This window comes from Nocardiopsis synnemataformans (genome assembly GCF_965343085.1).
In the GTDB taxonomy this organism is placed as follows: Bacteria; Actinomycetota; Actinomycetes; order Streptosporangiales; family Streptosporangiaceae; genus Nocardiopsis; species Nocardiopsis alborubida.
Map to the genome: position 1 here is coordinate 1 of NZ_CBDRFA010000097.1, position 19722 is coordinate 19722.

15 protein-coding genes are annotated in these 19722 nt (G+C 73.5%); 11 read left to right on the forward strand and 4 right to left on the reverse strand.

Features of this window, described 5'->3' with window-relative positions; translation table 11 throughout:
* The first annotated feature begins 509 nt into the window (after positions 1-509).
* The 4 genes from ACSIH6_RS35185 (at position 510) to ACSIH6_RS35200 (ending at position 3289) form a co-directional block, all read left to right on the forward strand.
* Positions 510-1259, forward strand: a complete 750-nt coding sequence (locus tag ACSIH6_RS35185; RefSeq protein WP_435112644.1) for a CPBP family intramembrane glutamic endopeptidase — start codon at positions 510-512, stop codon at positions 1257-1259.
* A 14-nt stretch (positions 1260-1273) separates the two neighbouring features.
* Positions 1274-1606 (forward strand): PadR family transcriptional regulator, encoded by a 333-nt coding sequence (locus tag ACSIH6_RS35190; RefSeq protein WP_435112645.1) that lies wholly within the window; start codon positions 1274-1276, stop codon positions 1604-1606.
* Positions 1603-2337, forward strand: a complete 735-nt coding sequence (locus ACSIH6_RS35195) for a DUF2812 domain-containing protein (protein ID WP_435112646.1) — start codon at positions 1603-1605, stop codon at positions 2335-2337. Before ACSIH6_RS35190 ends, ACSIH6_RS35195 begins: the two co-directional genes overlap by 4 nt.
* Before the next feature lie 166 nt (positions 2338-2503).
* On the forward strand, positions 2504-3289 hold the full coding sequence (locus ACSIH6_RS35200; RefSeq protein ID WP_435112647.1) for a class I SAM-dependent methyltransferase: 786 nt from the start codon (positions 2504-2506) through the stop codon (positions 3287-3289).
* A gap of 114 nt (positions 3290-3403) precedes the next feature.
* On the opposite strand, the gene ACSIH6_RS35205 is transcribed toward ACSIH6_RS35200, so the two are convergent.
* The 3 genes from ACSIH6_RS35205 to nagA form a co-directional block, all read right to left on the reverse strand.
* Positions 3404-4372 (reverse strand): aldo/keto reductase, encoded by a 969-nt coding sequence (locus ACSIH6_RS35205; protein ID WP_435112648.1) that lies wholly within the window; start codon positions 4370-4372, stop codon positions 3404-3406.
* A gap of 166 nt (positions 4373-4538) precedes the next feature.
* Positions 4539-4850 (reverse strand): hypothetical protein, encoded by a 312-nt coding sequence (locus ACSIH6_RS35210; RefSeq protein ID WP_013154720.1) that lies wholly within the window; start codon positions 4848-4850, stop codon positions 4539-4541.
* A 104-nt stretch (positions 4851-4954) separates the two neighbouring features.
* On the reverse strand, positions 4955-6088 hold the full coding sequence (nagA, locus tag ACSIH6_RS35215) for an N-acetylglucosamine-6-phosphate deacetylase (RefSeq protein ID WP_435112649.1): 1134 nt from the start codon (positions 6086-6088) through the stop codon (positions 4955-4957).
* A 582-nt stretch (positions 6089-6670) separates the two neighbouring features.
* Here nagA and ACSIH6_RS35220 point away from each other — a divergent pair.
* Positions 6671-7186: an NADPH-dependent FMN reductase gene (locus ACSIH6_RS35220; protein WP_435112650.1), complete on the forward strand. Its 516-nt coding sequence runs from the start codon at positions 6671-6673 to the stop codon at positions 7184-7186.
* A 134-nt stretch (positions 7187-7320) separates the two neighbouring features.
* On the opposite strand, the gene ACSIH6_RS35225 is transcribed toward ACSIH6_RS35220, so the two are convergent.
* Positions 7321-8214 (reverse strand): hypothetical protein, encoded by an 894-nt coding sequence (locus tag ACSIH6_RS35225; RefSeq protein WP_435112651.1) that lies wholly within the window; start codon positions 8212-8214, stop codon positions 7321-7323.
* A 178-nt stretch (positions 8215-8392) separates the two neighbouring features.
* Between ACSIH6_RS35225 and ACSIH6_RS35230 the strand changes: the two genes are divergently transcribed.
* The 6 genes from ACSIH6_RS35230 to pgfA all read left to right on the forward strand — a co-directional run bounded on the left by ACSIH6_RS35230 (position 8393) and on the right by pgfA (position 19709).
* Positions 8393-10225 (forward strand): fibronectin type III domain-containing protein, encoded by a 1833-nt coding sequence (locus ACSIH6_RS35230; RefSeq protein WP_435112652.1) that lies wholly within the window; start codon positions 8393-8395, stop codon positions 10223-10225.
* Positions 10226-10263: 38 nt separating this feature from the next.
* Positions 10264-12165 carry an MmpA family trehalose lipid delivery protein gene (locus tag ACSIH6_RS35235; RefSeq protein ID WP_435112653.1) on the forward strand — a complete coding sequence of 634 codons (1902 nt, stop codon included), beginning with the start codon at positions 10264-10266 and terminating at the stop codon, positions 12163-12165.
* Positions 12162-12302 (forward strand): hypothetical protein, encoded by a 141-nt coding sequence (locus ACSIH6_RS35240; protein ID WP_168443978.1) that lies wholly within the window; start codon positions 12162-12164, stop codon positions 12300-12302. The genes ACSIH6_RS35235 and ACSIH6_RS35240 overlap by 4 nt, the downstream gene beginning before the upstream one ends.
* Before the next feature lie 233 nt (positions 12303-12535).
* Positions 12536-14092, forward strand: coding sequence for a glycosyltransferase family 4 protein (locus tag ACSIH6_RS35245; RefSeq protein WP_435112654.1), 1557 nt, complete (start codon positions 12536-12538; stop codon positions 14090-14092).
* A complete protein-coding gene (locus ACSIH6_RS35250) occupies positions 14089-18681 on the forward strand; it encodes an alpha-(1->3)-arabinofuranosyltransferase (RefSeq protein WP_435112655.1) in 4593 nt (1530 codons plus the stop codon). Before ACSIH6_RS35245 ends, ACSIH6_RS35250 begins: the two co-directional genes overlap by 4 nt.
* Positions 18678-19709 carry a cell envelope lipid trafficking protein PgfA gene (pgfA, locus tag ACSIH6_RS35255; RefSeq protein WP_435112656.1) on the forward strand — a complete coding sequence of 344 codons (1032 nt, stop codon included), beginning with the start codon at positions 18678-18680 and terminating at the stop codon, positions 19707-19709. Before ACSIH6_RS35250 ends, pgfA begins: the two co-directional genes overlap by 4 nt.
* Positions 19710-19722: the final 13 nt, after the last annotated feature.

The window sequence follows — 19722 nt, forward strand, 5'->3', positions numbered from 1 at the left end:
CCCCCCCCCCCCCCTCGCCGGGTCGTCCTTTGTGCTTTCCGGGGGGAGGCCCCCCGAACCCCCGAGGTACCCCCTGTGGTCGAGGCCGTGCTGGTCGGTGGGGTGGGTGGGGCGCTTTCTTGCAACGCGAGGCTTCGCCTCGTGGGTTGTGGTTGGTTCGCTGTAGCCCATGATGCTTTTCGGGGGAGACCCTGGTGGGCCGCTCGGCCTGCGGCCGTCGCGCTTCGCGGCACGGCTGTGGCCGGGGCGGCCTTTCGTCTTTCGGGAGACGGCTCCGCTCGGCCGCCTCGCGGGGCGTCTCCTTTGGCTCGGGCTGCTGCTCGGAGGCTTTTCGCCTCCTTGCGGCAGCCCGCTTTCTTGTGTCCGTCTGCACCCCTGACCTGCCTGTTCGTGGCGGGTCAGGGGTGTTTTGCGTGTCAGCGGACGGGAGCGGTGGCGCTATCTAGGTTGTATTCCTAACTAGGTAGCTCTATGGTCTAGGTAGCGAACACGAACACGGAGGTGTGGAGATGACGTTCCCCCCGACCATGGAGTTCTCGTCCCTCGGACTGGGACTGGCCGCGCTGGTCGTGCTCTACCTGCTGGCCGTCGAACCCTGGTGGGGCAGGAGCGCCTACACCCGGCTGGAGCGCGTGCGCGACACCGACTCCGGAGCGCTGCTGCGGCTGTTCGACACCAGCGCCCTCGTCTGGTGGGGGCTCACCGCGGTCGTCCTGCTGATCGTGGCCGTCTCGCCCGGCCTGCGCTTCGCGGACGTGGGGTTCGCGGTCCCCGAGGAGGGCATGGCCGACACCCTCGGAACGATGACCGGCGTGCTCGTCGCGGTCGTGGCGGGCCTCGTGCTGATGCGGATGAGCGGACTGGACCGCCGCCTCCTCGCCGGACAGCGGGCGGTCTCCGCGATGCTGCCGCGCGACCGGCGTGAGCGCTGGGCGGCGGCCGGGGCCTCGGTCACCGCGGGCGTGTGCGAGGAGATCGTCTTCCGCGGGCTGCTCATCGCCCTCGGCGTCTCCCTGGGGCTGGACGTGGTCGTCGCCGCCGGGCTCAGCCTGGCCGTCTTCGCCGTCGCCCACGTCTACCAGGGCCGTACCGGCGTCGTCCTCGTCACCCTGGTCGGTTTCGGCTTCACCCACCTGTACCTGAGCACGGGCAGCCTGCTGCTGCCGGTGTTCCTGCACGTCCTGATGGACCTGCGCTCCCTCCTGGTGGCCCCGGGGCACCGCGAAGCCGGGACAATCAGTGTCGGCAGTGCCCGATGAAGGGGGAGACACGCATGGACCGCCGCGCGAGCTGGCTCAAGGGGGTGCTCGACCTCCTGGTCCTGGCCAGCCTGACCGGGGGCGAGAGCTACGGTTACGCGATCGCCAGGCGGCTGGACGAGTCCGGGTTCGGCAAGATCCGGGGCGGGACGCTCTACCCCGTGCTCAACCGGTTGGAGGAGGCCGGGCTGGTGGCCGCCGAGTACCGGGCGGCCGAGAAGGGCCCCGGCCGCCGCTACTACGTACTGACCGACGAGGGCCGCGCCGTCCTGAGCGAACAGGGCGCGGCCTGGATGGAGTTCGACGCCTCGGTGCGCTCGGTACTCGCGGAGGGAGGAATCCGATGAGCGACTACCTCACCCGGCTCGCGGACCGGCTGGGCGAACGCGGTGTGGACGCGGACAGGTCCCGCGTCCTGCTGGAGGACCTGGCCGCGCACACGGCCGAGAGCGGGGTCGACCCGGAGGAGGAGTTCGGCCCGGTCGAGGAGTTCGCCGACGCCCTGGCGCCTCCGCCCGACGCGCGGGACGAGGCCGCCGCGCAGCCGGACGTGCTGGTCTGGTCCGCCGACGCCTTCGAGGGCCCCGCCCGCCTCGCGGCGATGGGCGCCCAGGGCTGGGAGGTGGAGCGGGTGGACCGGCTCGGCCGCTTCGTCAGCCGCCGCGCCCCCGAGCGGCCGCAGACGTGGGAGTACCGCCAGGAACTCAGCCCCGGTCCGGGCGACCGCGAGCGCCTCGCGGAGCGTCTGGCCCCCGAGGGGTGGGAGCCGTGCGGTCACTGGTCGGTTCTGGCCTACTTCAAGCGCCCGGGGTCGGCCACCGCCGGGCCCGCGGCCGAACTGGCCGCCCCGCCCGCGCCCGGCCGCCGCCGCTACTTCCTGGGCTGGAGGGGCGGGCTGGCCATCGGCGCCTGCCTGCTGGTCGTGGTGGTCGCGGGGAGCTGGTCGATCCTGCGGCTGACGGAGGGCGCCGCCGACTGGGCCGGGTTCGCGGTCGGTGCGGTCCTCGGCGCGCTCCTGGCCGTCGGGCTCCTCCGGGGCGCCGCGCGGCTGGTGGCGGCCCGACGCGGCCGCGGCTGACCTCCGCGGGGACGCTCCCGGAGGGTGGGATACCGCACTTCCGGTGACTTTCCGGGTACGGTCGGATCCGAGGCGGTGAACCGGTGCCGCGACGAAAGCGTTATCCTCTTTGCCCCCCGACCCCGTATCCGCGGGTGAGCGAGAGCCTTCGACCGAAAGCCTTCCGATGCCGAAGAAGACAGCCGCCTCCCTCAACGCCGACCGCTCCTCCCTGGTCCACAAGGTGCGCTACGCACTGCGCAACCCCGGCAAGGTGGTGCCGTACGTGCGCCGCTCCGCCCGTGACCTGAAGCTGCGCCTGACCCACCGCGACCACGTGGACTACTACCGGGCGGTGATGGCCTCCGACGCCGCCCGCGACCCCAGGTCGGCTGTGGGCAGCCAGAGCCAGGAGCGCTGGCTGGCGCTGGGGCAGATGCAGTTCGACTACCTGGTCGAACACGGCCTCAGACCGGAGCACCGGATGCTCGACATCGGCTGCGGGAACCTGCGCGCCGGGTGGCGGCTGATCGACTACCTCGACCCGGGCGGCTACTACGGGATCGACATCTCCCCGGACATCCTCATCGCCGCGAAGGGCGTGCTGGCCGAACGCGGGTTGCAGGAGAAGCTGCCGCACCTGACCATCACGCGGGACCTGACCTTCTCCTTCCTGCCGGAGGGGTACTTCGACGTCGTCCACGCGCACAGCGTGTTCTCGCACTCGCCCATCGAGGTGATCGACGAGTGCCTGGCCAACGTCGAGCGGGTCCTGGCGCCGGGCGGGTTCTTCGACTTCACCTACGACCGGACCGAGGGAGCCGAGCACCAGGTGCTGCGGGAGGACTTCTACTACCGGACCGAAACGCTGATCACCCTCGCGGAGAAGCACGGACTGTCGGCCCGGTTCATGGAGGACTGGGAGGAGCGGCCGCACGGCCAGTCCAAGATCCGTGTCACCGCGCGCGGCTGACCCTGTCGGGCCTTTCCGTCCGCCCCCGGGTGTTCCGGGGCGGCCCGGGCGCCCCCAGTGCCTCCCACGGGCGCCGCGGGCGCGGGGTCGGGGCGGCCCCGCGCCGGGGCGGTGTCAGAAGCCGGAGGTCGGGCGCGGCGTGTAGTGGCGCTCCAGCTCCTCCACCTCGTCCTCGGTCAGCTCCAGCGACAGCGACGCGATCGCGTCGTCCAGGTGGTGTGGCTTGGTGGCGCCGATGATCGGCGAGGTCACCGCGGGGTTCCGGGACACCCAGGCCAGCGCGACCTGAGCTCGGGGGACCCCGCGCCTCTCGGCGATCCCGCCGACGGCGTCCGCGATCGACCGGTCCGCCTCCGCGTACAGCCGCGCGCCGAACGCGTCACCGCGGCTGCGCTCCGTCTCGGCGTCCCACGCGCGGGTGAGCCGACCACGCGCTAGGGGGCTCCACGGGATGACCCCGATGCCCTCGTCCGCGCACAGGGGCAGCATCTCCCGCTCCTCCTCGCGGTAGAGCAGGTTGTAGTGGTTCTGCATGGTGGCGAACCTGGTCCAGCCGTTGACGTCGGCGACCCGCAGCGCCTTGGCGAACTGCCAGGCGTACATCGAGGAGGCGCCCACGTAGCGGGCCTTGCCCGCCCTGACCACGTCGTGCAGGGCCTCGACGGTCTCCTCGACCGGCGTGGTGGGGTCCCAGCGGTGGATCTGGTAGAGGTCCACGTAGTCGGTGCCCAGGCGCCGCAGACTGTGGTCGATCTCGGTCATGACGGCCTTGCGCGAGAGCCCGCCGCCGTTGGGGCCCGGGCGGGTGCGGCCGAACACCTTGGTGGCCAGCACGATCTCGTCGCGGTCGGCGTACTCGGCCAGGGCGCGGCCGACGATCTCCTCGCTGCTGCCGTCCGAGTAGGTGTTGGCGGTGTCGAAGAAGTTGACGCCCGCCTCGACCGCCTGGCGGATGAAGGGTCTGCTGGCCTCCTCGTCCAGGGTCCAGTCGTGGGTGCCCCTGGCGGGGTCTCCGTAGCTCATGCACCCGAGGGTGACGCGGGAGACGTCCAGTCCGGTCCGGCCCAGCTTGACGTAGTCCATGGGCTCGCCTTCCGTCGAGGGAGTGGGACGGCACGACTCTAGGGTGCCGGGGTGCCGGCTCCCCGCACGGCCTCCAGGAATCTACGTCGTAAAGCTCCGTGAAGACGCCGGGACGATACGCGGACGGGTGCGGTGCCGGTCGCACCGCACCCGTCCCGCGCGGCTGTCACGCCTCGGTGGCTCCCACGAGCCAGGCGACCTTGTGGGCCGTGACGCCGAGGCTCCCACTGCTGCCGAGGTAGACCCCGAACGAGGCGATGAACGCGTAGTCGTGCTCTCGGCGCTCACAGATCACGTCCTCGACCGCACACGCGGATGACGGGTTGCGCACGCGCAGGCACGGCGACGACTGTTCGTCGACCACGTCCGCCCGTACGTCGTAGCGGGACAGTTCCGCGGCGAGTTTGCCGAGGTGCTCGTGCTCCTCGGAGGGCACACGGGTCGGCTGCTCGTCCCTCGTCTGTCTCGACTTGGCCATGGCGCAGATCCTTTCGTGTCGAGCGTGGTGGCTCTCCTCGATGCCCTGTCGCCATTGTCACCCAGGGTTATATTACTAGTCCGTAACGCGGTTACGACACGCCGTTACTCCACCCAGGCGCCCTCGTACATCACCTTGCGAACGCCGAGGTCGTCGTCGAGCACGACGAGGTCGGCACGCCCTCCGACCTCGATCCGGCCCACCCCGTCCAGTCCCAGCGCCGCGGCCGGAACCGACGACGCCGACCGCACGGCCTCGGGCACGCCGACGTCCAGGCCCCGCACGGCGTTGCGCACCGCCTGGGGCAGGACGATCGTGCTGGAGGCGATCGTCCCACTCTCCGCCAGACGCGCCTCGCCGCCGCTCACCCGCACCCGCAGGTCGCCCAGCGTGTACTCGCCGTCGCCCAGGCCCGTCGCCGACATCGCGTCCGTCACCAGGGACACCCTGTCCGGGCCCGCGGCGTCGAACACCAGCCCGGCCGCGCCCGGGTGGACGTGCACGTTGTCCAGGATCAGCTCGACCGTCACGCGCTCGTCGCCCAGCGCGGCGGCGATCGGTCCCGGGTCGCGGTGGCCCAGCGGGCGCATCGCGTTGTAGAGGTGGGTGGCCACCGACGCCCCCGCGTCGAAGGCCGCCAGCGTCTGCTCGTAGGTGGCCTCGGTGTGCCCCACCGCCGCCACCACGCCGGAGGAGGCCGCCGCGCCGATCAGGTCCAGCGCCCCGGGCAGCTCCGGGGCCACCGTGACCATGCGCACGTGCCCCCGCCCGGCCTTGAGCCAGCGGTCGAACTCGGCGGTGTCCGGGTCGCGGAGCAGTTCGGGGTCGTGCGCCCCGCATCTGGACCGGGAGATGAAGGGACCCTCCAGGTAGATGCCCGCCAGCTCGCCCGCGTCGCACAGCTCGGCCAGCGCCGCCACCTGGCGGACGGTGTCCTGCGGGGTGGCCGCCACGAGGCCGCCCACCAGGGAGGTCACGCCCCGGGAGCGGTTGAACGCGATCGTCGTGCGGACGCCCTCGGGGTCGGCCTCGGTGAACGCGTGCCCGGCGCCGCCGTGGACGTGGGTGTCGACCAGCCCGGGGGCGACCCAGGCGCCGCCGAGGTCGCGGCCGCCGGGAACGGGGTCGTCCGATCCGAACGCGGCCACGCGGCCGTTCTCGATCCTCAGCCATCCCTCGTGGACCCCGTCGGGGGTCACGACGCGCGCGTTGGTGAGTGTGACGGGGGTGTGGGCCATGTGAGGGGTCCCTCGTGTCGTCTCGTCGGTGTGTGTCGCACATTACACAGGCCTTCGGGGCCGTCACCGCGGGCTTGCGTATCGCCTGCGGAGCTGGGCGATCCCGTTCCCTGGGACGGTTGTCCGAGGGCTGGACCGCCCACCGTGGTGGGCGCGCACGCATTGACGATAACGGCAGGGGCGCTTCATGATGGAGACATGTCCGCCGGTGAGCTGCTTGTCCAGCGCCTGCATGTCGATCTGAGACAGCAGGCGAGCGCGCTCTGTCGTAGCTAGCGCCCTGCGGGGCCCCGCCCCGCGCCTCCGTGCCCTGTCGCACGTGCCCTGTCGCAGACACCGGACGCTCATCTCTCCCCTGGGTTCTGTCGGGACCGCACCGCGGTCTCGGAAGCAGACCTGCCAGGCCCGACACAGGCGGTTTCCGGACAGCGTCGTCCGCTCCCCCGTGTCGGATGCGAGGAACCGCGAGAGTCCAAGGACGTTCGTCATCCCCTCCTTCCGGTGTCAACCGCCCCCGCCGTCTTCTCCGGCTGGTGTCTCCTCCGATCCCGGCTCGCTCTGTCCGAACCCAGGAGTTCTCGCATGACCCGCTTCACCGTGCTCGTCGCCGCCCCCCAGATCCGTTCCTCCGTCCGCGACGCCGCCCTGCGCGCGGCCTCCGAGGTCGCCGCCCGCGCGGGTGTCGGCTCCCGTCCCGACGTCATCGACATCGCCGAATTGGGCGCCGAGCTGCTCTCGGAGTCCTCCGCCGCCGTCGAGGCCGCGCTGGCGAAGGTGCGTGAGAGCGATGTCCTGCTCGTCGCCTCCCCGCAGGCGCACGGCACCTACACCGGTCTGCTCAAGGTCTTCCTCGACCGCCTGCCCGAGCTGGGGCTGGGCCACACGGTCGCGATTCCGCTGGCGGTCGTGGAGGACCTGCGCAACAGCCGGGGCATCGAGGAGGACCTGCGCATCCTGCTGGCCGACCTGGGCGCCTGGGTGGCCGAGCCCGGCCTGATCCTGGCCGAGGGGGAGACCGGCCAGCCCGACAGCGTGGTGCGGGCGTGGGCCGACGTCGCCGCCCCGGGCCTGCGCGAGGCCGTGTCGGTGGCTGTCTGACAGGGTTTCCCGTAGTAGCGGTCCCGTAGTAGCGGGGGAGGCGCGGACGAGTTCCGCCTTCCCCCGTCCTCGAAGGGGCGTATGCCGCCCCCACGCACGCCCACCGTCTCCACGCGCCCTCCGCGCGCGGTCTTCTACGCGTGGGCGCGCTTGCGGCTGGTGTCCGCCTCGGCGGCGGCCACGTTGCCGCGGACCAGGACGACCACGACGAGGGTCAGCGCGAACCCGCCCACGCGCAGGGCCAGCATGACGGGGTCGTCGGGCAGCCGCTCGCCGAACAGGATCGTGCCCGTCACGACCATGAACACGTTGCCCACGACGTTGGACACCGGAGCGGTGATGGAGGCGCGTGAGCGCTGGAGCGAGGTCTGGAAGAGGACGATGCCCACCGCCCAGCCCACCGCGTACAGGTAGGGGTAGGGCGACAGCAGCGCGGGGACGATCGCGTCCCACAGGCCGTGGTCGGCCAGCAGACCGCCCAGCCCCTTGCCCTGGAGGCCCGCGCTGCCCTGGGCGAAGCCCGCGGCCGCGCCCAGGGCGGCGGCGGACACGTGGCGGCCGCGGCCGCCGGCCAGGCCCACGACGGCCAGGCACACCGCCACGGTGAGCAGGCTGACGGTGATGAGCAGCGGGGCGTCGGCGGTGGTCCCGGTCTCGGTGCCCTCGGCGGTGGACAGGCTGAGCAGGCCGAGCGCGACCGGCATGATGCCGAGCGCCACGTACTCGCCCCGCGTGACGCGCTCGCCCAGGACGAGGGTGATGACGAGGATGCCGCACGCGACCCCGGCGGCGAAGGCGGGCTGGGCCACGGACACGGGCGCGAGACCGAGCGAGACGATCAGGCCCACGCTGCCCAGGGCGGCGAAGACGCAGCCGAGCACCCAGCGGGGGTTGGTGAGCAGGACCCGGGCCAGGTGGAGGGGACGGTTGACCGAGATCGACTCCGCGCCGTGCAGCGCGCGCTGTTCCACGGTCAGGCCGACGGTGTAGACCACCGCGGACAGCAGGGCTACCAGGAGTCCGGTCACGGGGGGTCCTGCTTTCCGTCGGGGCGCGGAGTCGAGAGGCGAGCAGCGGCCGCTAACGTCGGTGTAGGCGGTTCCGCTCAGCCGCAGAGAGTTGACGAATTCTATATAACCAGTTCTAGTCTTGTCTGACGAACCCCCTGTGGGGGGTAGAACCCGTTCTGGGAACGCAGGGGGCGCGGTGCGCGGATCCGAGAAACGCTCCGTGTGGTGGCCGCGCGTGGCCGACCGCTTCGGGAGGCCTCAGCTCCGTCGGTTCGGTCTGCGCCGGTCCCAGGCCCGTGAGCCGGGGCGGCCCCGCCCGCCGCTGTCCCGCTCGGGGTGGTTCCTGGGCCGGTGGCCCCGACGGCTCGGCCTCCCGTGGCTCCGGCCCCGCTGGGACAGCCACTCCCGCTTCGAACCCGGGCCCCTCGGGCTGCTCGGCGTCATGCTCTCGGCGATGGCGGTCACCCTGCTGCTGATCCAGACCGGCTCCGGGGGAGGGGCCGCGGAGGACGGGCGCACCGAGGAACCCGTCACCGTGCCGGGCCCACCCGACGGCGAACTGCGCGTCATGGTCGTCGGCGACTCGCTCTCCCAGGGCAGCAGCGGCGACTACACCTGGCGCTACCACCTGTGGTCCCACCTGCGTGAGGCCGAGGTGGAGGTCGACTTCGTCGGCCCCTACGACGGCGTGTACGGGTTGGCGGACCGGGAGTTCGGCAACCAGGACTACGCCGCCCCCGACTTCGACACCGACCACGCCGCCCGCTGGGGCGCCACCGCGCAGGACCTGTCCGCCGGGGCCGCTCGGGTGGCCGCCGAGTACCAGCCGCACTACCTGCTCCTCCTGGCCGGAACCGAGGACATCCTGGCGGGCGATGACGCGGACAGCGCGCTGGAGGGGGTCGGCGAGACGGTGTCCACGGTGCGCGTCGTGCGGGGGCAGATCCGGTTCGTCCTCGGGGAGCTGCCGCCGGTGGAGGACCCCCGGGCCAACGCCGAGATCGACCGGTTCAACATGGGCCTGGTGGACCTCGCCGCGCAGCTCACCTCCAGCGACTCCCCCGTGGTGGTCGCCCGGGTCGCCGACGGGTACGCCTCCGTCAGCGACAACTGGGACGAGGCGCACCCCAACGCGCGCGGCGAGCTGAAGATCGCGGCGGCCTTCGCCGACGCGCTCGCCGAACCGCTGGGAGTCGGCCGGACCTACCGGCGGCCGCTGCCGGATCTGGCGGTGGGGCCCGCGACCGCGCCCGAGCCCGTAGCGGAGGAGTCCGACGACGGCCTCGTGCTCAGCTGGGACACCGTGCCCGGCGCGACCGGCTACCGGGTGGTGCAGCGGCGCATGGGACCGGACCCGGACGAGGCCTCCGTGCTTCCCGTGGACGTGCGCGTCGACGGGGACAGCCGTTCCGTGCTGGTGGAGGCGCTCTTCAGCGGAGCCCGCTACGAGTTCGTGGTGCGCTCGTTCAAGGGCCGGGACGAGGGGGCGGAGTCCGAGCCCTTCCAGTGGGTGTGGAACGACGACCCGCCTCCGGGGCCGTCCTGGCTGCGGGTCGTCGACGGCGGGGCGACCGTGGAGTGGGAGGACGTCGAGGAGGCCTCCCACTACGAGGTGTGGGTGCGCGCGCTGGACTGCGGCGTGGCCGACGACCGGCGCCTGCCCGTGCCCCTGGAGGGTGACCGCGTCTCGGAGGCCCCCGTCGAATCGCCCGCCCCCAGCAGCGGACCGTCCGACCCCGAGCCCGACGCGGGCCCCCGGCCGCAGCCCACACCCACCCCCACACCCACCCCCACACCCGCTCCCACGCCGCCCGAGCCGGAACCCGGGCCCGTCACGCCCGCCCCGGACTGCGAGCGCCGCGACGGGCTCGGTCCCGGGGACGGACAGGGATGGCGCACGCTGGGCCCGGCGGGGGAGGAGCCGCGCTGGTCGGCGACGGTGTCCGGTCCCTACGAACTCGTGGTCCGCTCCTACCGCGACTACGTGGAGGGCGGCTACTCCGACAGCGTTCTGCTCGCGCGGGGCTGACGGCGGGTCGGGGGCTGCTTTCCTGGGGCGGAGGTCTGATGGTGTCGGTCGGAGGGCTGGTGTTCCGGCGAGTGCGGGGAGGAAGGGGCGCCCGGGGAGAGAGGGGCGCCCGGGGAGGAAGGGGCGCCTGGTCGCTGCCCCGCCTGCTGCCGTGGGCCGTGGGGCTGCTCGCCGGTGTGCTGGCGCTCGGCCCCGCGCTGGGGCCCGGGTACGTGCTGCGCTACGACATGGTGTTCGTGCCCGACCTGTCGCTGGGCACGGTGCTGCGGGGCGCGGACGGGTTTCCCAGGGCGATTCCCAGTGACGCCGTGGTGGCGGCGCTGTCCGCGGTCCTGCCCGGGGACGTGGTGCAGTCGCTGGCGCTGCTGGCGGTGTTCGCCGTGGGCGGGGCCGGTGCCGCGCGCCTGGTGCTGTGTGTGCTGCCCCGTGGGGGCGCCGGGGCTCTGGTGGCGTCGGCCGCCGCCGGAACGGCCTACGTGTGGAACCCGTTCGTGGCCGAGCGGCTGCTGTTGGGCCAGTGGGCGATGCTGCTGGGTTACGCGGGGCTGCCGTGGGTGGTGGGGGCCGCCGTCCGTCTGGCGGAGGTGCGGCCGGGCGCGGGGCTCGCCGGGCTGGTGCGCGCGCTGGTGCCCGCCGCGGTCGGCGGGTTCTCGTCGGTGGTGCTGACCGCCCTCACCGCCGGTCCCGTCGCCCTCACCGCCCGCCCGCGCGCGCCGCTCTGGCGGGCACCGGGCTGGTGGGCGCGGGCGGGGCTGTTCGCGCTGGCACTGGTGGTGGTCTCCCTGTCCTGGCTGCTTCCGTCCCTGACCAGTGGGGCGGGCACGGACCCGGCCGGTGTGGCGGCGTTCGCGGCCCGCTCCGACACCCCGTTCGGGGTGGTCGGCTCCCTGCTGCTCCTGGGCGGGGTGTGGAACTCCGGTGCGGTTCCGGCGGGTTACGGCGAGCCGGTGACGGCCGCGGTCCGCCTGCTGCTGTGCCTGCTGGCGCTGGCGGGCTGGGTGTGGCTGTTGCGCCGGGAGCGACCGGGGTTCGGCCCCGGCCTGTCGGCGGCCGCTGCCCTGGGCCTTCTGACCGCCCTGCTGGGCGCCACCGGGCCGGGGCGTGCGCTGCTGGTCTGGCTGGTCTCCGCCTGGCCGGGGTTCGGGCCACTGCGCGACGGCCATCTCTACGTGGCCCCGTTGTCCCTGGTCCAGGCGCTCGGCCTCGGCGCGTGCGTGTGGTGGCTGGCCGGACGGGAGGGCGCTGCGCTGCGGACGGGGCTCGCGGTGTTCGCGGCGCTATTGCCGGTGGTGGTGCTGCCGGGGCTGCTGTGGGGCGCGAGCGGTCGGCTGGCCCCGGTGCACTACCCCGGGGAGTGGCTGGCGGCGCAGGAGGCGGTGGCCGCCGACGACCGGCCTGGGGCGGTGCTGGTGCTGCCCTGGAGCGCCTACCGCGGCCCCGACTGGGCGGGACGGGCCACGGTCGTCCTCGACCCGGCGACCAGGCTCTTCGACCGGCGAACCCTGTGGAACGACGACCTGGTCGTGGGCACCCCGGACGGGGGAGAGGTGGTCGTGACCGGCGAGGACGCGCGGGCGCGGCGGACCGCCGGGGTGCTCGGACCGGATCCGGAGACGGGCCTGCCCGAACGGCTGGACGCCGCTGCGCTGGGCGGACTGGGGGTGCGGTACGTGGCGTTGTCCGCGCCGGTCGATAACCAGTTCTGGTCAGGTGCGGAGGGCCTGTCCGTGGTGGTGGAGGGGCCCGACATGGTTCTTCTCCGGGTGCAGGACCAGCATGTGAAGGCTGACAAAGCTGGCATTCCGGGGTTGGAAGTTACCGGCGGGTTAGTTACAGTTGGGGCAATCATCTGGTCTATGGCTAGATCAGGTTCTAGTCTCGTTTTCCAGCGCTCCGGACCCAGCGCGGGATCGGGCGCGCGGAAGGAGATCCCCAAGTGATCAAGGTAATCGCCGCCTGCGTCATCGGCGCGGCCCTGGCGGGAGGCGCCACCTTCGTGGCCACCAACCTCGCCACGGACTCGACCGCCACCGCGGAACCGGTGAACGAAACCCTCTACAACTACGGCGACCGCTAGGACGGCCGTACGGCGGAGGTCCGCGGGCGCTCCGCCCCCAGCGGGGCGCCCCACTCCCCGACCCCCGCGGCCCCGGGTACCGTCCCCCGGCCGCCCACCACCACTGACGTCCGGCCCACGGGCCCGTTCGGCGTGCGCTCCACCCTTCCCCCAGGTGGTCGCCGTGCGTGTCCGACCGCACGCGCGAGGTAGCGGCACGCGGTCCGGCCGGACACCGCGCGGAAGGAGAGCGTGTGGTCTTCCAGAAGGTCCACCGGATCCGCCAGGAGGCGGAACCGGGCCTGCCCGCGGTCACCGAGGCCCCGGCCGCCGTCGTTCCCGCCCAGGTCCCCCTGACCGGCACGGGCGCCACCGCCATCCCAGGTGTCCCAGCCGAAGCGAGCACCCCAGGCAGTACCGGTGCCCCCGCCAACACGTCCGTCCCCGCCAACGCAGGCGTCCCGGCCAGCACGGGCGCGCCCACCGTCCCGGACGCCCCCACCGACCTCGGTCCGCGCCTGGACGGCGTCCGCCTGGTCATGGTCAACTGGCGCGACCCCTGGCAGTCCACCGCGGGGGGAGCCGAGGAGTACTCCTGGCGGATCAGCCGCCACCTGGCCGAACGCGGCGCCATCGTCACCTTCCTCACCAGCCGTGAGCCCCACCAGGCGCGCGTGGAGACCAGGGACGGGATCGTCATCCGCCGCATGGGCGGCAGGTTCACCGTCTACCCGCGCGTCATGGCGTGGCTGACCCTGTGGCGCCGCGAGTACCAGCTCGCCTTCGACTGCATGAACGGCGTCCCCTTCCTGTGCCGACTCGTCCTGCGCCGCAGCACGCGGGTGGTCAGCGTCGTCCACCACGTCCACGACCTCCAGTTCAACGCCTACTTCCCGGCACCGGTCGCCTGGCTGGGCCGCATGCTGGAGTCGGCCGTGGCCTCGCGCGTCTACCGCCGCTGCACCACCGTCACCGTCTCGGAGTCCTCCCGCCGGGCCATGCGCGAGAAGCTGGGCTGGCGCGCGCCGATCGAGATCATCCACAACGGCGGGCTCCCCGGGCCACAGAAGCCCCTCGACGACGCTCCAACCCCCGCCGACATGGGCTGCCCGGCCGTGGTCAGCCTGGGACGCCTGGTCGTCCAGAAGCGGGTCTCGCGGGTGGTCGACCTCGCCCGCGCGCTGCGCGAGGAGCACCCCGACCTGAAGGTGCACATCATCGGTCGCGGCCCCGAGGGCGAACCCCTGGCCGAGCAGGTCGCGCGCGACGGCACGGGCGACCGCGTGCGCCTGCACGGCTTCCTGCCCGAGGAGGACAAGAACAGCGTCCTGGCCTCGTGCCGCCTCCACGTCACCGCCTCCGAGTTCGAGGGCTGGGGGCTGACCGTCATCGAGGCGGCCCGCCTCGGCGTGCCCACCGTGGCCTACGATGTGGACGGACTCCGCGACTCGGTCCGCGACGGCGAGACCGGGTGGCTCGTGCGCGAGGGCGAGGAACTCGCCGACGCGGTCGCGCGCGCCCTGGAGGAGCTGTCCGACCCCCGCCGGGCCGAAGCCGTCCGCCGCGCCTGCCGCGCGTGGGCGTCCCGGTTCACGTGGGAGGCCAGCGGCGCGCGGATGACCCGGCTCGTCGCCGGGGAGCTGGGCCTGCCCGGCGCCGCGGAGCCGGACGGTTCCGACACCCCCGCCCCCGACACCTCCACCACCCCCGTCACCACCTCCGCACCGAGCACCCCCGTCCCCGATCCCCTCACCGACCCGGGCACTCCCGCCGTCCGGAACACGGCAGCAGGCAGGAAAGCGAAGACGTGACTCCGACGGAATCCACCGCCAGGCGCGAACCGGAGGATTCCCGCACACCACCTTCCACCGACCCCGGCGGTGTCGACCCCCGCCTCCTGGCCCGGCTGAAGGTCCTCACGGTGTGCCTGCTCCTGGGAGCGCTGGCCGCCAGCATCGACCCCGGCAGGATCGTCAGCGACACCAAGCTCGACCTGACGGCCGACCCCCTGGGGTTCATGGAGCGCGCCCTGCACCTGTGGGACGCCTCCTACTTCGGCCAGATCCAGAACCAGGCCTACGGGTACTTCTTCCCCAACGGCCCCTTCCACCTGCTGTTCGACCTGCTCGGCATGCCCGACTGGCTCATCCAGCGCCTGTGGATGGCCGCCTTGCTCATCGCCGCGTTCACCGGCGTGTACAAGGTCGCCGGGGCGCTGGGCGTCGGCACCGTCAACACCCGCATCCTGGCCGGGGTCGCCTACGCGCTGGCCCCCCGCGTGCTGACGCTGCTGTCGTACAACTCCGCCGAGTTGCAGCCCATGCTGCTCATGCCGTGGATCCTGCTGCCGCTCGTGCTCGGGGCCCGGCACGGCCGCTCGCCCGCCCGCATGGCCCTGCTGTCGGGTCTGGCCTTCCTGCTGTGCGGCGGCACCAACGCCGCCTCCGAGCTGGCCGTCCTGGTCGTGCCGGGGCTCTACCTGCTCACCCGGTCGAACGGCCCGCGCAAGTGGCGCCTGATCGCCTGGTGGACGGTCGCGCTGGTCCTGGCCTCGTTCTGGTACGTCGCGCCGCTGCTCCTCATGGCGCGGTACGTGTTCTCGTTCATGCCCTACACCGAGGACGCCGCCGTCACCACCGGCGTCACCTCGCTGCTCAACGCGCTGCGCGGCACCTCCAACTGGATGGGCTTCCTGCCCGACCAGGGCAACACCGCGCTCCCCTCGGGGGCGGAGCTGTCCACCACCCCCTGGCTGATCGCGGTCACCGCGCTGGTGGCGGGCCTGGGCCTGGCCGGGCTGGTCAACCGGCGCACCCCCGAGCGGCTCTTCCTCATCGCCAGCCTCCTCACCGGCACCGCGGTCATCGTCGCGGGCTTCACCGGCGACCTCACCGGCCCCTTCGCGGGGACCATGCGCGACCTGTTCGACGGCGTCCTCTCCCCGTTCCGCAACGTGCACAAGTTCGACGCGCTCGTGCGCCTGCCCCTGGTGATGGGCCTGGCCCACCTGCCGGTGGTGGTGGCCCGGGACCTGGCCGACCGCAGGGGCACGCCCGTGCCCGGACGCGTGCGCCGCACCGTCGCGGGCGCCACCGCCGCCGTCTTCGCGGCCACCCTCGTGCCCGTCGCCACCGTCGGGATCGCGCCGGCGGGCGGCTTCGCGCAGATCCCCGACTACTGGCACGAGGCCACCGACTGGCTGGAGGCGCGCGCCGACGGGCGCGGCATGACCATGGCCCTGCCCGGTTCGGCCCGCGGTGAGTACGAGTGGGGGCGCCCCATGGACGAACCCCTGCAACCGCTGTTCGAGGGGGCCTGGACCAACCACCAGATCATCCCGTGGGGTTCGGCGGGCGTCTCCCGCGTCACCCACGAGATCGACCAGCGCGTCTCCTCGGGCCGCGGCTCCGCCGGGCTCGCCGACACCTTCGCGCGCATGGGTGTCACCCACCTCCTCGTGCGCAACGACCTCCAGCGCACCGGCAACAACGGCGGCTGGCCCGCCCGTGTCCACCAGGCCCTGGCCGACTCGCCGGGCATCGCCCTGGCCGCCGAGTTCGGCCCGGTCATCGGCTCGCTGGACCACCAGTCCGCCTCCCAGTGGTTCGACCAGCCCTACCAGGCGCTGAGCGTCTACGAGGTGGAGGACGCCGCGCCCACCGTCGGCACCGTGCCCGCCGACGAGGCGCTGCGGGTCACAGGCGGTCCCGAATCCGTGCTCCACCTGGCCGAACAGGGGGTGGTCGACGACGACCGCCCGATCCTGCTCGGGGACGACCCCGGAGCCGGGGAGGTCGCCGCCCAGGACACGATCGTCACCGACACCGCCCGCCGCCGCGAGGTGGTCCACTCCGACGTGCGCCGCAACGTGTCGGCCACCCTCACCGAGGACCAGGAGTTCGAACGCGACGTCCCCGCCCCCGACGTCCTCGACCCGGCGTGGGAGGACCACGTCGCCCACGCCGAGGACATCGGGATCGCTTCGGTGAGCGCCTCCTCCGCCGAGAGCGGGGCGGGGGCGCGCGCCGCCGACCGCGACCCGGGGCACGCTCCGCACGCCGCTCTCGACGACGACCTCACCACCTCCTGGCGCTCCAGCGCCTTCACCGGAGCCCTGGGGGAGTGGATCGAGGTCGAGTTCGAGGAGCCCCAGGACCTCACCGGGCTCAGCGTCGCCTTCGAGCACCTGCCCGGCGAGCCGCCGCCCTCCCGGGTCACCCTCGTCACCGACGGCGGAGAGGCGCAGGTGCCCGTCGCCGAGACCGAGGAGCCCCAGGAGCTGACGGCTCCGCCCGGCACGACCACCACGCTGCGCGTGCGCGTGGACGAGCTGGCCTGGGAGCCGGAGTACCGGTTCGGCACCCGGGTGGGCGTCGCCTCGATCTCCGTACCCGGCCTGGAACCGGCCCGCACGCTGCGGGTCCCCGGGCCCGCCGACACCGGAACGCTGCTGTTCACCGGCTCCACCGGTACCGCGCCCGGCTGCATGGAGGGTTCGCACGTGTGGGTGTGCAACCCCGACCTCCAGGTGCAGGGCGAGGACGCGCGCCGCCTGGACCGCACGTTCGAGCTGTCGGCGGAGTCGGCCTCCGCCCCGCACACGGTCTCGGGCGGGGTCGTGCTCACCGACCCCCGGGAGGCGGAGAACGCCGCCAACCGGGCCAGCCCCCACCCGCACGTGAGCGCCTCCTCCACCGCCGTGCAGCACCCCGCCGCGATGGGCCGGGGCGCGTTGGACGACGACGAGAGCACCGTCTGGTACCCGGACCCGGAGGAGAGGAACCCCTGGCTCGACATCGAGCTGGGCGCACCCACCGAGATCGGGTACCTGGAGGTGGAGTTCCCCCGCGCCGACAGCGTGCTGCGGCCGATCCGGGTGACCGTCGAGGGCGGCGGCACGGTGCGCGAGGGGTGGCTGGACGGCAGCGGCCGGGTGGACTTCGCCGAGTTCACCGCGGAGTCGCTGCGGGTGACCTTCGAACGCCCCGAGGGTCAGGCCCTGGAGATCGGCACCGTCACCCTGCCCGGGATGGAGCCGGTGGAGCCGCTGCCCGAGGGCGACGCCTCCACCGCCTGCGGCCTGGGCCCCACCCTGCGCGTCAACGACCAGCGGGTGGAGACCCGGATCAGCCGGGGCACCCTCGCCGACCAGCTCACGGGTCGCCCGCTGCGCTACGAGAGCTGCACCGACCTGGACCTGGTCGGGGGTGAGAACCGGATCGTGGTCGACCCGGGCAACCGCTACGAGGTGCGCTCGGCGCTGGTGGAGTCCGCCGACCCGGTCTCAGGCCGCCCCGAGGTCACCATGGCCGGGGTGGAGGAGGTGCACGCGTGGGGCCCGGGCGAGCGCCGCTTCGACGTGGACGTCGCCGAGGACAGCCTGCTGGTGGTCAACGAGAACTTCAACGAGGGCTGGCAGGCCCGCCTGGAGGGGGCGGACGCGGCCCTGGAGCCGATCCGGCTGGAGGGCTGGAAGCAGGCCTGGGTGCTTCCCGCGGGCAGCGCGGGCACCGTCACCCTGACCTACGCGCCCGACACCGCCTACCACCGGGCCCTGGCCGTGGGCGCCGCGCTGGCCGCGGTGCTGGTGGTCGCCGCCCTGTGGCCCAGACGCCTGCCGCCCGGGGGAGCGGCGGCCGGGGCCGCGGCGCCGCGGGGCGCCCGGGCCCTGCCCGACGCCGGGCCCGGGTGGCTGGGACGGCGGGTCGTGCTGCCGCTGGGCCTGGCCTACGGGGTGTGGGTGGCCGGTGCGGTCGGAGCCGCCCTGGTCGCCGTGGTCCTGGTGTGCGTGTGGTGGCTGGGGCGCCGGGCGCCCCGGAGGCTGCGGCACGCCAAGCCGGGACGGCCGTCCATGGGCGGGCGCCTGCTGCCCCGCCTGGCGGGGCCCTGGCCGGTGGTGGTGTCGTTGGCGCTGGCCGGGCTGGCCATGGGAGCGGGTACCTACCTGGCGCTGTACATGCCCTTCCACGACGTGACCGAGGTGTTCGGGGGAGCACTGCGCGGCTGGGTCTCCCAGCTGCTGTGCCTGCCCGCGCTGGCCCGGCTCGTGCTGGCCCTGGGCCAGCCGGGCGACGGTGAGGACGCCGACCCGCCGTCGGTCCGCGCCCGAGCGGTCGCGGAAAGCGCCGGTGGCGGCGGGACGGACGAGGCCGCTCCGTCTCGCGGTGCGCCCGATGAGGTCGGTGCTGTCGTCGGTACCAGGGCAGGCAGGGCCAACGGGGCCCATGCGGCTCCTGAGGGATACGGGCCTGACAGTGCCGGGGCCAGTGGGTCCAACGGTGTCGCCGGGAGCCCGGCGGCCCCTGCGGACGGCGAGACCGACGGCGCTTCCCGAGGCGCGGGTTCCTCCGAGGGTGACGACGACCGGTGGGAGAACGACCCCGAGGAGGCCCGGACATGAGCGCGCTCAGCGTCGGGGAGGCCGCCCCCAGCCAGGTCGGCCCCGAACGCGGGCCAGGGCGTCCCCTGCCCCGGGGAACCCTCCTGGTGGCCGTGGGCGCCTTCCTGCTCACCCTGGCCGCCCTGCTCCCGCTCTACGTGTACGAGCGGATGGCCCTGCTGCCCGCCGAGGCCGGGTTCGACATCCGCATGCTGGACGAGGACGCCGGTTACCTGGACACCTCCACGTGGTCGTGGGTGGAGTCCGCCGAGGTCAGCCGGGTCACCCGGGTGGACGCCTCCGCGCACGGCGACGACTGGTCGGCGTGGGAGATGTCCGTGGACACCTCCGTGCCCGACCGGATGATCGACCACTGGAGCCGCCGCGTCATCGTCGACCGGGAGACCGGCCGGGCGGTCAACTGCTGTGGTGAGCACGTCGACGGCGACCGGGCGGTCCGTCAGGCGGGGCTGGTGTACTTCTGGCCGCCCGGGGACGAGGAGGGCGAGTACCCCTTCTATGACGCCGAGGTGCGGTCGGCGCCGATGCTGGAGTTCCAGGAGTGGGAGGAGGTGGCGGGGGTGCCGGTGCGCCGGTACAGCCAGTGGATCGAGTCCACCCAGGCACCCGACTCGTCCCGCCCGGTGCCCGCCTCCCTGTTCCGCCCCGGGGCCTCGGGCACGGTCACCGCCACCCGCTGGCTGGAGGTCAGCCGGACGTTCTGGGTGGAGCCGGTCAGCGGGATCGTGGTCAACGCCCACGAGACCCGCTCGGAGACCCTGCGCCCGCAGAACGACAGCGGCGAGGCGCCCCTGCTGTACGCACAGCTGGTCCTGGCCGAGCAGCAGGTCGCGGCCCAGGCAGAACAGGCCCGCGTGCGCTCGGTGCTGCTGCGGGCCCTCTCCTCGTGGGCTCCGTGGACGCTGGCCCCGCTCGGCGGCCTGGTCGTGCTGACCGGCCTCGTCCGGGCCCGGCGGGACGGGGACGGGGGAGCGGAGCGGGGGCCCGACCGCGCGGAGAGGGAGCCCGCCGCACCGACGCCGACCTGAGGTCCGGCGCAGT